This window comes from Lysobacter sp. DMC97 (genome assembly GCF_056313745.1).
This window is the reverse complement of the sequence record NZ_JBQUZR010000001.1, coordinates 570,121-584,783: the sequence shown is the minus strand read 5'-3', so window position 1 is coordinate 584,783 and position 14,663 is coordinate 570,121. Positions and strand designations below refer to the sequence as shown.

Annotated in this window: 12 protein-coding genes; 2 read left to right on the top strand and 10 right to left on the bottom strand. The window is 70.7% G+C overall.

Translation table 11 applies throughout. From position 1 onward, the window contains the following. Positions 1-54 precede the first annotated feature (54 nt). The gene (gene pyrH, locus ACT53Q_RS02105; protein WP_476184993.1) at positions 55-777 is read right to left on the bottom strand and encodes a UMP kinase; all 723 of its coding nucleotides are present in this window, start codon (positions 775-777) and stop codon (positions 55-57) included. 72 nt (positions 778-849) lie between these two features. Continuing rightward, positions 850-1,215 (bottom strand): cupin domain-containing protein, encoded by a 366-nt coding sequence (locus ACT53Q_RS02100; RefSeq protein WP_476184992.1) that lies wholly within the window; start codon positions 1,213-1,215, stop codon positions 850-852. Positions 1,216-1,302: 87 nt separating this feature from the next. On the opposite strand from ACT53Q_RS02100, the gene ACT53Q_RS02095 reads away from it, so the two are divergent. After that, entirely contained in the window at positions 1,303-2,034 is a 732-nt protein-coding gene (locus ACT53Q_RS02095; protein ID WP_476184991.1) for an AIM24 family protein, read from the top strand. A 27-nt stretch (positions 2,035-2,061) separates the two neighbouring features. Here ACT53Q_RS02095 and ACT53Q_RS02090 read toward each other — a convergent pair whose 3' ends face one another. The 5 genes from ACT53Q_RS02090 to ACT53Q_RS02070 form a co-directional block, all read right to left on the bottom strand. After that, entirely contained in the window at positions 2,062-2,853 is a 792-nt protein-coding gene (locus tag ACT53Q_RS02090; protein WP_476184990.1) for a helix-turn-helix transcriptional regulator, read from the bottom strand. Between the two features lie 76 nt (positions 2,854-2,929). Continuing rightward, positions 2,930-4,360, bottom strand: a complete 1,431-nt coding sequence (locus ACT53Q_RS02085) for an MFS transporter (RefSeq protein ID WP_476184989.1) — start codon at positions 4,358-4,360, stop codon at positions 2,930-2,932. Further along, entirely contained in the window at positions 4,357-6,018 is a 1,662-nt protein-coding gene (locus ACT53Q_RS02080; RefSeq protein WP_476184988.1) for a class I adenylate-forming enzyme family protein, read from the bottom strand. Before ACT53Q_RS02080 ends, ACT53Q_RS02085 begins: the two co-directional genes overlap by 4 nt. After that, on the bottom strand, positions 6,015-6,950 hold the full coding sequence (locus ACT53Q_RS02075; RefSeq protein WP_476184987.1) for a ThiF family adenylyltransferase: 936 nt from the start codon (positions 6,948-6,950) through the stop codon (positions 6,015-6,017). Before ACT53Q_RS02075 ends, ACT53Q_RS02080 begins: the two co-directional genes overlap by 4 nt. An 11-nt stretch (positions 6,951-6,961) precedes the next feature. Further along, positions 6,962-9,199, bottom strand: a complete 2,238-nt coding sequence (locus tag ACT53Q_RS02070) for a TonB-dependent receptor (protein WP_476184986.1) — start codon at positions 9,197-9,199, stop codon at positions 6,962-6,964. A gap of 264 nt (positions 9,200-9,463) precedes the next feature. On the opposite strand from ACT53Q_RS02070, the gene ACT53Q_RS02065 reads away from it, so the two are divergent. Continuing rightward, positions 9,464-11,329, top strand: a complete 1,866-nt coding sequence (locus ACT53Q_RS02065; RefSeq protein ID WP_476184985.1) for a glycoside hydrolase family 13 protein — start codon at positions 9,464-9,466, stop codon at positions 11,327-11,329. Between the two features lie 118 nt (positions 11,330-11,447). Here the strand turns inward: ACT53Q_RS02065 and tsf are convergent, their stop codons facing one another. From tsf to ACT53Q_RS02050, 3 genes are all read right to left on the bottom strand, one after another. Further along, positions 11,448-12,326, bottom strand: coding sequence for a translation elongation factor Ts (gene tsf, locus ACT53Q_RS02060; RefSeq protein WP_476184984.1), 879 nt, complete (start codon positions 12,324-12,326; stop codon positions 11,448-11,450). Positions 12,327-12,499: 173 nt separating this feature from the next. Further along, positions 12,500-13,336: a 30S ribosomal protein S2 gene (gene rpsB / locus ACT53Q_RS02055; protein ID WP_476184983.1), complete on the bottom strand. Its 837-nt coding sequence runs from the start codon at positions 13,334-13,336 to the stop codon at positions 12,500-12,502. Between the two features lie 299 nt (positions 13,337-13,635). Further along, positions 13,636-14,661, bottom strand: coding sequence for a Csu type fimbrial protein (locus ACT53Q_RS02050; protein ID WP_476185165.1), 1,026 nt, complete (start codon positions 14,659-14,661; stop codon positions 13,636-13,638). Between the last annotated feature and the right edge of the window lie 2 nt (positions 14,662-14,663).

The window sequence follows — 14,663 nt, the reverse complement described above, 5'->3', positions numbered from 1 at the left end:
TTTGTGCACATCGGATTCGTCGAGCGCGGCGCCTGCCGCGCGTGGCGCGGAGGATCAGGCCGAAGCGGTGACCAGCGTGCCGATCGGCTCGCCGCCGAGGATGCGCAGCAGCACGCCCGGCTGGCCCATGTCGAAGATGCGCAGCGGCAGCGCGCTGTCGCGGCACAGCGCGAAGGCGGCGGTGTCCATCACCTGCAGGTCGCGGGCGATGACCTCGTCGTAGGTCAGGCTGTCGAAGCGCACCGCGTCGGCGTGCTTCTTCGGATCCTTGTCGTACACGCCGTCGACCTTGGTCGCCTTCAGCAGCAGGTCGGCACCGATCTCGATCGCGCGCAGCGCGGCGCCGGAGTCGGTGGTGAAGAACGGGTTGCCGGTGCCGGCGGCGAAGATGGTGATGCGGCCCTTCTCGAGGTGGCGCACCGCGCGGCGGCGGATGTAGTCCTCGCACACGTCGTTGATCTTGATCGCGCTCATCACCCGGCACTTGGCGCCGAGCTTCTCCAGCGCGTCCTGCATCGCCAGTGCGTTGATGACCGTGGCGAGCATGCCCATCTGGTCGCCGGTGACGCGGTCCATGCCGCCGGCGGCCAAGCCGGCGCCGCGGAAGATGTTGCCGCCGCCGATGACCAGCGCGATCTCCGCACCGGCCTCGCGCACTTCGATGACTTCGCGGGCCAGACGGCCGATGACCTTGGGGTCGATGCCGTAGTCCTCGTCGCCCATCAGGGCCTCGCCGGAGAGTTTGAGCAGGACGCGGCGATAGGCGAGGGTCGACATGGGGAACTCCGGGGCTGGCAAACCGCGGAATTCTAACCCGCGGGCATGAGCACCGGCACGCGCATGGTGCGATCAGCCGGCCGGTTCGTACACCGCGTACAGCTTGCGCGCAGGTTCCAGCACGTCCCACAGCCCTTCGAAACCGGCCGGGATGACGAAGCTTTCGCCCGGGCCGAACACGGCTTCGTTGCCGGCAGTGTCGACGAGGCGCACGCGCCCGGCCAGCAGGTGGCAGAACTCGTGTTCGGTGTAGCGCACCCGCCAGGTGCCCACATCGCCTTCCCACACGCCGCAGTGGAAGGCGTTCGAGGGATCGGACCACGCGTTGGCCACGGCCTGCGCGGGCGTGCCGGCGACGAGGCGATCCGCCGCCACCGGCGTGCGTTCGGCGCCGTCGGCGGTGGACGGGAGGCGGACGATGGACGAGGTCGGGCGCATGGCGGCATTCCGGGAGGCGATGGCCCGGGATGGTGCCCGTCGACGGTGGCGGCCACAATGCCCCGGTCATCCACCGCGGAGCGCCCCATGACCGTGCACAGCCTCGACGACTTCGTGTCCCGCACCGGCGAGCGCGACCTCGTGTCCGACACGTTCGAGCTGGAAAGCGCGCGCATCCTCGAAGCCCGCGTCGACGGCATGGTCTGGGCGAAGGCGGGCTCGATGATCGCGCGCAAGGGCGACATCCGCTTCACCCGCCAGGGACTGCTGGAGCAGGGCCTGGGCACGCTGTTCAAGAAGGCGATCAGCGGCGAGGGCATGCACCTGATGCGCGTGGAAGGCCGCGGCCGCGTGTACCTGGCCGACGTCGGCAAGAAGATCACCCTGCTGCGGCTGGAGGGCGAGCCGATCTTCGTCAACGGCAACGACGTGCTGGCGCTGGAATCGTCGGTGACCAGCGAGATCCACATGATGCGTCGCGGTGCGGGCATGCTCAGTGGCGGATTGTTCAACATGAAGCTGGGCGGACACGGACTGGTGGCGATCACTTCGCACTACGATCCGCTGACGCTGCCAGTGAGCGCGGCCACCGGGCCGGTGTTCACCGATCCCAACGCGACCGTGGCGTGGTCGGGCGGGCTGTTGCCGGAGCTGGTCACCGACATCAGCCTGCGGACCTTCGTCGGCCGCGCGTCGGGCGAGAGCCTGCAGCTGAAGTTCGCCGGCGAGGGCTGGGTCGTGGTGCAGCCGTTCGAGGAAGTCGCGTTCCAGCATCGCGGCGGCGCGGGCAACGGTCGCGGCGGCGGGCTGTTCGACTGAGCCCGCCGATACCGGGTGCCGGCGCGATCAGACCGGTCGCCGGATCGGCAGCAGCCCGTGGCGGTGCGCCTTCGTGATCACGTGGCAGCGGTTGCGCGCTTCCAGCTTCTGGAACAGGTTCTGCAGGTGGAAGCGCACCGTGGCCTGGGCGATGCCCAGCGCAGCGGCGATCTCCGCGTCGCTGTGGCCTTCGGCCAGCAGCTCCAGCAGGTGGATCTCGCGCAGGCTCAGGCGAACGCTGGACGAGGCGCTGTCGCCGAGTCGCGACAGCGCCTGCATCAGCGACGGGAACAGCGTGGCGAGGATCGGGCCGCTGCCGGCATGCCGGGTCCGGGCGCGCATCGGCGCCGACATCAGCAGGAAGCGGCCGTCCTGCACGCGGCCGCCGGAGAAGCCTTCCAGCGGCCGCCGGAAATCGCGGGCGGCGTCGCACAGCCGGCGGAACAGCGTGCCCTGCGGAAAGGCGCCGCGCGGCAACGCTTCCAGCCGGACCAGCGGCGGTCGCGGGAAGAATTCGTTGCCCTCGAAGATCTCGTTGACGATCGGATCGGCGTAGGCGAAGCCTTCGCGCAGGTACAGCGACATCCACGCGGCATCGTGGCCGAGCCCGAGGATGCGGTGGTCGTCGTACGACAGGGTGGAGGAGAACAGCAGGAATTCCTGCAGGTCCAGCCACTCGCGGATGTCGGTCATGCAGGCCATGACCTCGTCGTTGCTGGAGGCGGTCTCCAGCCGGACCCGGCAGTCCGCCAGGCGGGAGCGCTCGCGCGCGTCCAGCAGGTGAGGCGAGAGTTCGGTCGCCAGCGCCGTTGCGTGCATGGATCGGATGCTCCCCGGTGTAGGCCCCCCTGCGCCGTGGATCGTGCGGCCGGCGTCGCGCCGGTCCGTCCGCATCCTAGCAATCGGGGGGCGCATGGACCGTGATGCCGGTCGGGTCTCGGGCCGGGGCCGCCGTCGCGAACGCGGCGCGGGTCAGGCGATAGCGACTGAGCGCGAGCAGCGCGACGGGCGTGCCGGCGAGGATCAGCAGCGCCGGCGTCACCGCCAGCCAGTAGCGCGTGGCCTCGCCCTGCACGGCGAGGGCGGGGTCGTAGCCGATGCGGTGCAGCAGCCAGCCGCTGGCGGCGATGCTGGCACTGCTGCCGACCTTGTACGCGAACACGTACAGCCCGGTGTAGCTGCCGGCGACGGATTCGCCGGTGCGGCGCTCGTGCACTTCCGCGCAGTCGGCGACCATCGCGTAGGGCAGCGACCAGAACGCGCCGGTGCCCGCGCCGGCCAGCACCTGGAACGGCAGCAGCGTCATCACCACGTGGCCGGCCGGTGCCAGCGGGAACCAGCCCCAGGCCACGTGCGCCAGCGGCCCGAGCGCGAACCCGCCGATCGCCACCAGCGCGGCGACGATCAGCGTCGGCTTCTTGTCGAAGCGACGACCGAGGCGGATCCACAGCGGCTGCGACAGCGCGGCCGCGCCCAGCAGCGCCAGTCCCAGCACGCCCATCTGCGGCCCGGACAGCCGGTAGGTGTAGGTATAGATGTGGTTGGCGAGCGAGATGCCGATCTGCAGCGTCAGCTCGATGCACAGGATCGTCAGCGCGAGGGCGCGCAGGTTGCGGTCGCGCAGGAGATCGCGCATCGCCCGCATGCCGACGCGGTGCGCGGCCATCGGCGCGCGCAGCCGCGGGATGAAGCTCCACGTGCCCGCCAGCGTGGTCGCGGTGGCCAGCAGCGCCAGCACGGCGCAGGCCACGCCCATCGGCGCGTAGACCGCCGGGTTGAGCTGCCCCTGCGGGAATGCGGCGGTGGGCCGGAAGAAGACCAGGTTGCTGCCGACCAGCGCGAACAGCATGCCCAGCACCTGGAACGCCGCGCGGTAGCCCTGCGCGACGGTGCGGGCGTCGTAGCCGTCCACGATCTCGCCGCCCAGCGCCGTGTGCGAAATCATGAAGGCCGCGATCGCGGTCTTCAGGCCGATCATCGCCGCCCCCAGCCACAGCGCGGTCGCGACCGGGCCCAGCCCGTGCGGCGTCGCCCACAGCGCGACGGTCAGCGCGGCGGTGGCGAGGCCGCCGATCGCCATGAAACCGTGGCGCCGCCCGAAGCGATGCGAGCGCGTGCGGTCCGACCACCAGCCCAGCGGCAGGTCGATCAATGCGTCCCACAGCGTGGACAGCGCCATGATCAGCCCGGCGATGTCCGCGGGCACGCCGAGGATGGCGGTGGCGAACAGCAGGTAGAAGCCGCTGACGAGGTAGTACGCCGACAGCGCCATGCTGCCGCTGCCGTAGCCCAGCAGCCGCCACGTGCCGGCCTGCGCCGGCGTCATGCGCGGGCTCCGGCCTGCGTGCCTTCGGCGTGCGCGCCGACGCCGATGTCGTTGTCCAGTGCGCCGCGTTCGATGCCGTCGCGCACCTCGCGATGCAGCAGTTTCGCGAGGAAGCTGCGCGGCAGTTCGTCGACGATCAGCAGCCGATCCGGCCGTTGCCAGTCGGGCAGGGTGGTGTCGAGGCGTTCGCGCAGGTCGCGTTCGATCTGCGCGTGATCGAGTCCGCGGCTAGCGCGCCGCAGCGACACGCACAGCCACACCTGGCCGCGCGCCTGCACCAGCGCGGCTTCCTTCACGTGCCGGCATTCGTGCGCGCGATCCTCGACGATCCGCGGATACAGCCGACCCTGCGGCCGTTCGATCAGGTTCTGCTGGCGATCGAGCACGTGGATGCGTCCGGCCGGGTCGAAGTAGCCATGATCGCCGGTGCAGTACCAGCCGTCGCGCAGCACGTCGCGGTTGAGGTCCGCGCGGCCGACGTAGCCTTCGAACACGGTCGGCGTGCGCACCCAGATGCTGCCGATCGTGCCGGCAGCGGCGACGCGGTCGTCGTCGTGGCGCACTTCCAGGCCGACGCCGCTGGCGATGAAGCCCGACGACGACAACACGCTGGCCTGCGGTTCCAGGCCGTCGTCGACGTGCGCGTCCGGCGGCAGCATCGCGATCGGCGGCAGCGCTTCGGACATGCCGTAGCCCTGCTGGAAGATCGTGCCGAACCGGATCAGCGCTTCGCGCAGCTTCGCGACCGGCATCGTCGCAGTGCCGTAGATCACCTGGCGCAGGCTGGCCATGTCGGCGGCGGTCAGGTCCGGGTGGTCGAGCAGGTCGATCAGCAGGCTCGGCGTCGTGAACAGGTGCGACGGGCGCTCGGCGCGCAGCGCGTCGATCAGCGCGTCGGCGGTGTAGTCGCGGGCGAGGATCATCTCGCCGCCGCCGAGCAGCGTCGGCAGCACCACGCCGCTGCCGGCGCCCGAGAGCGGAATGCCGACCAGCATCCGCGACCGTTCGCGCGGCGGGTCGCTGAGGTTGAGCAGCAGCAGGCTCACGCTGTGCAGGTAGGGCGCGTGCTTCAGCGCCAGCAGCTTCGGCACGCCGGAGGTGCCGGAGGTGAAGCCCAGCGCCAGCGCGTCGTCGGGGCCGATCGCCTCGTCGCTCGCCATCGGCGTCGACGCTGCGAGACGCGCTTCGAGATCGCCGTCCGGCCCGCAATCCCAGATCGGTGCGCCGCCGGCGGCGACGTGCGCCTCGACGAAGCCGGCCGGCATCCGCGACAGGTCGATCATCAGCAGCGCCGGGGCGAGATCGCGCACGGCCTGCGTCACCAGCGCCGCGGAATGCGCGGGCGTGAAGCCGACCAGCACCGCGCCGGCCTCGGTCGCGGCGAAGCGCACGACCAGTTGCGGCCATTCGTCCGGCAGCAGCACCACCACCCGCGCGCCCTTGCGCACGCCCGCCGCGCGCCACGCCCCCACCAGGCGCCGCACGCGATCCTCGACCTCGCGATAGGTCCAGCGCACCGTCGGCGTCGCCAGCGCCGCCGCGTCCGCGTGCCGGCGCAGCGCGAAGCGCTGCAGGTCGCGCAGGCTGTCGGCGCGTTCGACCTTGCGCACCATCGCCGCGATGCGCAGGCGCGCCAGCCACGACCGGAAGATGGTCATGACGGGGTGTCCATGCCCGGCAGCGCCTGGAAGCCGGCGCGGTTGAACGTGTCTGCGAGGTGCCCGAACTTTTTTTCCGCCACGCGCAGCTTCAGCCGCTGCAGCGGCCCGCGATTGCCCCAGCGCAGGCGGCCGCGGCGGAACTCGCCGAGATACGCGTCGAACTGGCAGAACGCCGGCGCCGCGCGCAGCGGCCGGCGCTTGAGCAACGCCACCAGCGTCTCGGTGCAGACCATACCCGCGATCAGGCTGATCGCCGCGGCCGAGGAGGGACCCGCCTGTTCCTCCGGCACGACGTGCGCGGCGTCCATGTACGTCCAGTGCCGGCCCTTCGGCGCCAGGCCGACGAGGAACCGCATCATGATGTCGAACGGCGCCATGTCGTCGCGCAGGTCGAAGTAATCCTCGTAGGTCATGCCGTCGGCGGTGAACACGCCCATCGTGCCGGACAGCCCCAGCGGCGCGCCGAACAACACGGGGATCCCCATCGCCCGTGCGGTGCGGTACATCAGCAGCCGCGCGGGCTGCGCGAACACGTCGATCGCGTCGAGCACCGCGTCGGCACCGTCGAGGAAGTCCTCGATGTTGTGCGGGCCGACGCCCTCGCCGAACTCGCGGATGTCGACGCCCGGCTGGATGTCGCGCGCAATCTCCGCCATCACCTGCGCCTTCGGCCGGCCGACGGTGCTGGACATCGCGCCCGCCTGCCGGTTGGTGTTGACGACGCCGAAGGTGTCGAAGTCGGCGATGCTGAAGCGGCCCACGCCCATGCGCGCGAGCGTGGTCAGGTAGATGCCGCCGGCGCCGCCCATGCCGACGATCGCCACGCGCGAGCGGCGCAGGCGATCCTGCTCCTCGCGCGACACGATGCCGAGATTGCGCTTCGTCGCGAGCGCGTAGTAATCGTCCGGGTCCATCATCGCGGCGTCCATGGCGATCCCGCTCAGAAGGAGTAGCGCAGGCCGACGCCGAACGTGCGCGGCACCGGAGCGGACACCAGCGGCTGGAACAACTGCCGGCCGGGACGCTGGTGCGTCGCGAACTCGAACACCGTCGCCGGGTCGGTGAGGAACAGCGCCGCGCTCGCCGCGTCGTCGTCGAACACGTTGTCGACCCACACGGTGACTTCGACCGGCCCGCGGCGCACGCCGGCGTGCAGGTTCACGCGGGTCGACGCCGGCACGGTCGCGGTGGCGGTCTGCACCGCGGCCATGCGATCGCGGTACTGCGCGTCGCCGCGCACGTAGCCGGTCCAGTCGCCGAACGCGAACGTGCGCATCGCGCCGAGGTTCGCGGTCCATTTCGGGCTGTACTGCAACGGCTTGCCCGACAGGTCCGGATCGCCGCCGATCGCGCCGATCAGCGGGAAGAGGTAGTCGTCGTACACCGAACGGTTCCAGCTCGCGCCGCCGCGCAGCGTCCACGCGGTGGTCGGGCGGAATTCGAAGCTGGTTTCCACGCCGCGCGAGGACGTGCGGCCGGCGTTGACGTTCAGCACTGCGCCGAGCTGGCCGATGCTGCGCACGATCTGGTCGTCCCAGCGGATCGCGTAGGCGTCGGCTTCCAGCAGCAGGCGGCCGTCGAGCAGGCTGAACTTGCCGCCGACCTCGTAGTTCATGCTGCGCTCGGCGTCGTAGCGGCGCTCGGCGGGCGTGATCGCGCCGTTGGTGATCAGGCTGTTGAAGCCGCCGACCTTGATCGCCTTCACCGCGCTCGCGAACCACGTGCTGCGGTCGGTCGGTTTCCAGGTGAGGTACACGCCCGGCGTGAACGGTTCGAAGCGCTGCGACAGGTGCGTGGTCAGCACCGAGCCCGCCGGCGCGGTGGCGCTGGGCAGGTTGGTCTGCACCACGTCGATGGACTTGTCCTCGACCGTGTAGCGCATCGCCAGCCCCAGCGACCAGTGGTCGGTCACGTGCCACGTCGCCTGCCCGAACAGCGCGCGGCTGCGGGTCTTCTCGACGTTCGCGGCCAGCACGCCGCCCAGCGGCGCGGCGCTGCCGACGTAGCGGCTGACGTCGTCGTGGTCGTCCTCGAAATCGTAGACGTACGCGCCGGCCAGCCAGTCGACGCGGCGCTCGCCGCTGGTGGCGAAGGTGAACTCCTGGCTCCACTGCGTCTGCGTGCCGCGGGTGCCGGCTTCGGCGATGTCGACCGGCGTGTAGTCGGCGTCGTAGCGCTGGTCGACGTGCAGCCGGTTGTACGCGGTGATCGCGGTGAACTTGCCGGCGTCGGCGTTGTAATGCAGCGTCAGCGCGCCGAGCGTGTTGTCGCGGTCGAAATGCCCTGGCGTGATCGCGTAGCCGTCGTCGAGCGTCGGCAGGTCGCCGAAGTACTGCTGCAGGTCGTTGTAGCGGGCGACGAAGCCGCCGTTGTTGGACAGGAAACGCTGCGCCACGTCGCCGTCGCGCAGGCCGTCGTACAGCAGGTGCAGGCGCGCATCGAAGCGTTCGCCCGGATAGGTGTCGAGCGTGAGGGAGGCGCCGCGCCGGCGGCTGGCATCGAGCGCGCCGCCGGTCTTTTCGTTCTCGTAGTGGCCGTCGCTGTCGCGGGCGAGCACGCCGACGCGGTAGTACACGCGGTCCGCGACCAGCGGCCCGGCGATCCCCGCGTTGCCTTCGCGCAGGCCGTCGCTGCCTGCGCGGAGGCGCGCCGAGCCGTCGAAGTCGTTGCCCGGCGGCCGGGTGACCACGTTGATCGCGCCGGCGAAGGTGTTGCGCCCGTACAGCGCGTACTGCGGCCCGCGCGCGACCTCGATGCGCTGGATGTCGTCGTCGAGCATGAAGTCCAGCCCGGCGCGCGAGGGCATGTAGACGCCGTCGACGAAGAAGCCGACGTTGGGTTCGCCGATCGTGGTCGACAGGCCGCGGATCACCGGGTTGTAACCGGAGGAGCCGAACAGCGGCACCATCACGAAGCCGGGCACCAGCGGCGCAATGTCGGCGGCGGTGGCCAGGCCGGCGGTGTCGATGTCCTTCGCGCCGATCACGCTGATCGCGGCCGGGACGTCCTGCATGCGCTCCTCGCGCTTGGTCGAGGTGACCACGACCGTGTCCAGCTCGGACGCCTGCCCGTCGGCGGGGCTGGGCCGCGCAGTGGTGGGGGCGGCGTCCTGGGCCATGACGGGCAAGGCCAGGACCGCGCCGATCGCGAGCGGAAGGGCGTGGAGTCGAAGGCGCATGCGAATGATTCCTGAGCGGGGGAGCCGGCAGCGTAGCCAAGGGACTCCCCGGCCCGACACTCACAGAACTGTTAGGTCCATGTCGAACTCCGTCACAGTTCGACGCGAATCCGGTCGCCGATGGCGCCTTTCGGGGGCGTGCGGGCCGCCGGCAGCCATGCCACCATCGCCGCGATCGGCAGGGGAAGAACGGCGATGACAGACAGGCATGCGCGGGCAACGCCCGGCAATCGGCGGCGAGGGTGGTGGTCCGCGGGGCTGGCGATGCTCTGGCTGGTCGCCGGGCTGGCGTCGGCGGCGCGGCCGCCCGGGATCGCCGTCTACCCGCCGAACTGGTGGGTCGGCATGAAGGAACCGCGCGTGCAACTGATGCTGGCGGCGCCGGGCATCGCCGCCGCCGAGGCGAGCCTCGCGCCCACGCCGGGCGTGCGGCTGCTCGGCACGGTCCGCGGCGACAGTCCGAACTATCTGTTCGTCGACCTCGCCATCGCCGCCGACGCTGCGCCGGGCGACCTGACCCTGCGGCTCGCCCGCGACGGCCGCGTGCAGGCGTTGCGCTACCCGCTGCAGGCGCGCACGCCCGGGTCCGCGGAGCGGCGTGGTTTCGACGGTCGCGACGTCATCCTCAACCTCATGCCCGACCGGTTCGCGAACGGCGATCCGCGCAACGACCGCGTGGCCGGCTATGGGGACCCCGCCGACCGCAGCGCGCCCTCCGGCCGCCATGGCGGCGACCTGCGCGGCATGGCCGATCACCTCGATTACATCGCGGGCATGGGCTACACCCAGATCTGGCCCACGCCGCTGATCGAGAACGCGCAGCCGGCGTACTCCTACCACGGCTACGCGGCCACCGATCTCTACCGCATCGATCCGCGTTTCGGCAGCAACGCCGAATACCGCGCGTTCGTCGCGAAGGCGCGCGCGCACGGGCTGGGCGTGATCCAGGACGTGGTGCCGAACCACATCGGCGACCATCACCCGTGGCTGCGCGATCCGCCGACGCAGGACTGGATCACCCACGGCGGCCGCTTCGTGCCGACGCGGCACGGGCGCACCGCGCTGGCCGATCCCTACGCGGCGCAGGTCGATCGCGACGATTTCACCCAGGGCTGGTTCGTCGAGTCGATGCCCGACCTCGACCAGCGCCAGCCGCTGCTGGCGACGTACCTGATCCAGAACGCGATCTGGTGGATCGAATACGCGGGACTGTCGGGGCTGCGCGTCGACACCTACGGCTATTCCGACAACGTCTTCCTCGCCGAATGGACGAGGCGGATCCTGCAGGAATACCCGCATTTCTCGATGGTCGGCGAGGAGTGGAGCAGCCATCCCGCGGTCGTCGCGCGCTGGACGAACGGCTGGGTCGACGGCAAGCCCGGCATGCCGAGCATGATGGACTTCCCGCTGGAGGAAGCGCTGCGCAAGGCGCTGGTCGAACCCGAAGGCGAATACGGCGGCAACGGCCTGCGCCGGCTGTACGAGGCGATGGTGAACGACCGGCTGTTCACGGCGCCGTTGCGGCTGGTCGCGATCGAAGGCAACCACGACATGCCGCGACTGTGGAGCGTGCTGGGCGAGGACGACGCGCGCTACCGCCTCGCGCTGCTGTACCTGGCGACGATCCCGCGGGTGCCGCAGATCTACTACGGCGCCGAAGTGCTGATGACCAGCCCGACCGAGCGCGACGATGCCGCGGCCCGGCGCGATTTCCCTGGCGGCTGGCCGGGCGACGCGGTGAACGCCTTCACCGGTGCCGGGCTGTCGCCGCGGCAGGCCGCGATGCAGGCGTGGATGCGCACGCTGCTGACCTGGCGCAGGACCGCGACCGCGGTGCATCGCGGCCGGTTCCTGCACTACATGCCGGCGCAGGGCGTCTACGTCTACTTCCGCGACGACGGCGTGCAGCGGCTGATGGTGGTGCTCGGCCGCAACGAGGCGCCGGTGTCGGTGACGCTCGACCGCTTCACCGAGGGGCTGCGCGGCGCGACGACGGCGCGCGACGTGTTCGCGGGCACGCCGGCCGTGCCGTTGGGCGACACGCTCGTGGTGCCGGCGCACGCGACGCAGGTGTACGAGCTGTGCCCGGCGGCGGGCACGTCGCCGCGGCCCGCGGGCTGCGGCGGCTGACGCCGGCCGGGCGCCGCCATCGTTGTGCAGGCAACAAAAAACCCGCGGTCGCCCGCGGGTTCTTCGTGTTGCCGATGGTGCGGCGGGCGTGATCCGCGAGGATCAGACCTGTCTAAGATCAGACCTGCATGGCCTTCGCCACTTCCGCGGCGTAGTCCTCGACCACCTTCTCGATGCCTTCGCCGACGGCGAGGCGCTGGAAGCCGACGACGTCCGCACCGGCGGCCTTGGCGGCCTGCTCGACGGTCTGGTCGGTGTTCAGCACGTAGGCCTGGCCGTACAGCGTGTTCTCGTTGATGATCTTGGCGATCTTGCCGCCGATGATCTTCTCGAGGATTTCCGCCGGCTTGGCCTTGTCCTTCTCGGACATCTTGGCCAGCTCGATCTCCTTTTCCTTGGCGATGAATTCCGCCGGGACGTCGGAGGCCTTGTTGTGCGGCGGGTTCATCGCGGCGATGTGCATGGCGACGCCGCGGGCGAAATCGAGGTCGCCGCCGGCCACTTCGACCAGCACGCCGATCTTGCCGCTGTGCACGTAGGCAGCCACGGTGTTGGCCGAGTCGACGCGGACGAGGCGACGGACCTGCAGGTTCTCGCCGAGCTTGGCGACGGCGGCGGCGCGGGCTTCCTCGACGGTCTCGCCCGAGGCGACCTTGGCCGACTTCAGCGCTTCGACGTCGGCGGCGCCGGAGGCCAGGGCGGCCTGGGCGACGGCGTTGGCGAACGCCATGAAGTTCTCGTCCTTGGCGACGAAGTCGGTCTCGGAGTTGACCTCGACCAGCACGGCCTTGCCGCCGTCCTGGGCGACCGCGATGCGGCCTTCGGCGGCCACGCGGCCGGCCTTCTTCTCGACCTTGATGATGCCCTGCTTGCGCAGCCACTCGGCGGACGCTTCCAGGTCGCCGTTGTTTTCGGTGAGCGCCTTCTTGCACTCCATCATGCCGGCGCCGGTGCGCTCGCGCAGTTCCTTGACCAGGGTGGCGGTGATTTCAGCCATGGGAAACCTCGAATGTGTGGAATCGAGCGCGGTGGCGCATGTCGCCGCCGCGCATCAGTTGGAACGGAATTGTCGCTGCAGGACTTGCCGGGACGATCCGGGCAGGCTGCCGGGCGGCGCGACCGGCCGCGCATGGTGGCGCGGCCGGATGACGCGGGCGTGAAGCCTGCGGATTACTCCGCGGCCGGCGCTTCGGCGGCGGCTTCCGGCTTGCGGCCTTCCGGCTTCTTGCCGTCGCCACGCGGACCGCGCGGGCCGCGCGGGCCACGCTTGCCTTCGCCATCGGCGTCGGCGAAGTCTTCCTCGCGGACCGAAGCGGCCTGCGGCGCGGCGGCCTTGCCTTCCAGCACCGCGTCGGCGGCGGCACGGGCGTACAGCTGCACGGCGCGGATGGCGTCGTCGTTGCCCGGGATCGCGTAGTCGACCAGCGCCGGATCGTAGTTGGTGTCGACGACCGCGACGACCGGGATGCCGAGCTTCTTGGCTTCCTTGATCGCGATGTCTTCGTGGCCGATGTCGATCACGAACAGCGCGTCGGGCAGGCGGTTCATGTCCTTGATGCCGCCCAGCGAGGCGTCAAGCTTGTCGCGCTCGCGGCGCAGGTTCAGGACTTCGTGCTTGACCAGCTTCTGGAAGGTGCCGTCGGTTTCGCCGGCTTCCAGTTCCTTCAGGCGGGCGACCGACTGCTTCACGGTGCGGAAGTTGGTCAGCGTGCCGCCCAGCCAGCGCTGGGTCATGTACGGCATGCCGCAACGCTCGGCCTCTTCCTTCACCGCGTCGCGCGCGCTGCGCTTGGTGCCGAGGAAGAGGATGATGCCGCGGCGCTGGGCCACGCCCGAGATGAAGTTCATCGCGTCGTTGAACAGCGGAACGGTCTTCTCGAGGTTGATGATGTGGATCTTGCCGCGGGCGCCGAAGATGTACGGACCCATCTTCGGGTTCCAGTAGCGGGTCTGGTGGCCGAAATGGACGCCGGCTTCCAGCATCTGGCGCATGGTGATCTGGGGCATTGCATGACTCCGAATGGGGAACCGGCCGCCGGGAATGGTGTGGCGGTGCCGCCGCCGGAGCGGGGGCGTGGTTCCGGGGTTGGGCCTCCCCGTCGCGCCGTTTCCAGATCCTTCGGCCTGACGGCCTCGGGACACCCCGGAACGGGACTGTGCGGCGGGTGTGGATTCGACGGTGACGCCCGTCGTGGGCGGTTCGCGAGGCAGGGCCCTGCGAAGCCGCGGGATTGTAGCCGGTCCGCCCGGACGGGGCAAACCGCCGGTGTCCCGGGGGCGCCGGGCCCGGGCGTCCCGCGGACGGGTCAGTAGGTGATCGTGACCGTGATCGTGTCGCTGTAGCTGCCGGCCGGGACCGACTGCGGGGCCGGGATGCGACCGTGGACGATCAGCGACTGGGCGCTGCCCGTCCCGGTGCCGGTCACCGTGTCCGTCCCGATCGTGTTGCCCCAGCGCACGTTGCGGGCGCCGGTGGTGTACAGCTCGTAGGCGACGTGGTCGCTGCCCGCGCCGCGCCGCATGCGGCGGACGCTGCCGCTGGCATTCAGGCCGTCGTCGAGGCCGACGTTCCAGGCCGTACGACCGGTGCAGGTCATCGAAAAGGTGGTGTCCTGGTCGACATTGGCGCCGATCAGGCCGGGAATGGTGCCGAACGCGAGATCGGAGACGGCGTACGCCCGGCATTCCGCCGGCACGTCCGCGGTCGCGGTGAACGGGAAGGCGTTGTCGAAGCTGCTGCCGCCGTCGCCGCCGGTGGTGCAGGAGGGCGGGTAGGTGGCGGTGCCGAGCAGGGTCTCGGCGTAGCGGAAGTCGATCGAGGTGGATGTTCCGCTGAAGGCATTCGCGTAGCTGCCGGCGGTGAAGGTCTGCGCCGGCACCCGGCCGTAGAGGGTGATCGAGAGGGTCTGGCTGCCGCCCAGGACCGGGACCGAGTAGTCGAAGTCGAGCTGCGCCGGGTTCGGTGCCCCGGAGAGACCATTCGCGCCCCAGACCTGGCTGCGCGCGGCGTCGGTGTAGAGCTGGAACTGCAGCGGATCGGCGAACCCGTTCAGCATCCGCCGCGGCGCGACGTTGCCGCCGCCGCTGGCGCCGTCGGCGATGTTCAGGCACATCCGCACCTTCGCGTTGGCCAGTACCGCCAGCCCGAAGGTGTTGCAGGTGACGTTGAAGGTGACCGACGTGTCGGTGCTGCCGGTGGTCGACACCGTGCCGAAGGCGATCGCGGTCGGGCTGCTCGCGGAGCAGGTGGTGGCGGCCCGCGCCGACGGGGCCAGCAGCAGCGCGGCGAGCAGCAACGCCGGCAGCGCCCGGAGTACGGAAGATCTCGGCAGGC

Excerpts from the sequence above, each read along its gene's own strand:
- pyrH (WP_476184993.1), bottom strand. The coding sequence starts at position 777 with ATGTCGACCCTCGCCTATCGCCGCGTCCTGCTCAAACTCTCCGGCGAG.
- ACT53Q_RS02100 (WP_476184992.1), bottom strand. The coding sequence starts at position 1,215 with ATGCGCCCGACCTCGTCCATCGTCCGCCTCCCGTCCACCGCCGACGGC.
- ACT53Q_RS02095 (WP_476184991.1), top strand. The coding sequence starts at position 1,303 with ATGACCGTGCACAGCCTCGACGACTTCGTGTCCCGCACCGGCGAGCGC.
- ACT53Q_RS02090 (WP_476184990.1), bottom strand. The coding sequence starts at position 2,853 with ATGCACGCAACGGCGCTGGCGACCGAACTCTCGCCTCACCTGCTGGAC.
- ACT53Q_RS02085 (WP_476184989.1), bottom strand. The coding sequence starts at position 4,360 with ATGACGCCGGCGCAGGCCGGCACGTGGCGGCTGCTGGGCTACGGCAGC.
- ACT53Q_RS02080 (WP_476184988.1), bottom strand. The coding sequence starts at position 6,018 with ATGACCATCTTCCGGTCGTGGCTGGCGCGCCTGCGCATCGCGGCGATG.
- ACT53Q_RS02075 (WP_476184987.1), bottom strand. The coding sequence starts at position 6,950 with ATGGACGCCGCGATGATGGACCCGGACGATTACTACGCGCTCGCGACG.
- ACT53Q_RS02070 (WP_476184986.1), bottom strand. The coding sequence starts at position 9,199 with ATGCGCCTTCGACTCCACGCCCTTCCGCTCGCGATCGGCGCGGTCCTG.
- ACT53Q_RS02065 (WP_476184985.1), top strand. The coding sequence starts at position 9,464 with ATGCTCTGGCTGGTCGCCGGGCTGGCGTCGGCGGCGCGGCCGCCCGGG.
- tsf (WP_476184984.1), bottom strand. The coding sequence starts at position 12,326 with ATGGCTGAAATCACCGCCACCCTGGTCAAGGAACTGCGCGAGCGCACC.
- rpsB (WP_476184983.1), bottom strand. The coding sequence starts at position 13,336 with ATGCCCCAGATCACCATGCGCCAGATGCTGGAAGCCGGCGTCCATTTC.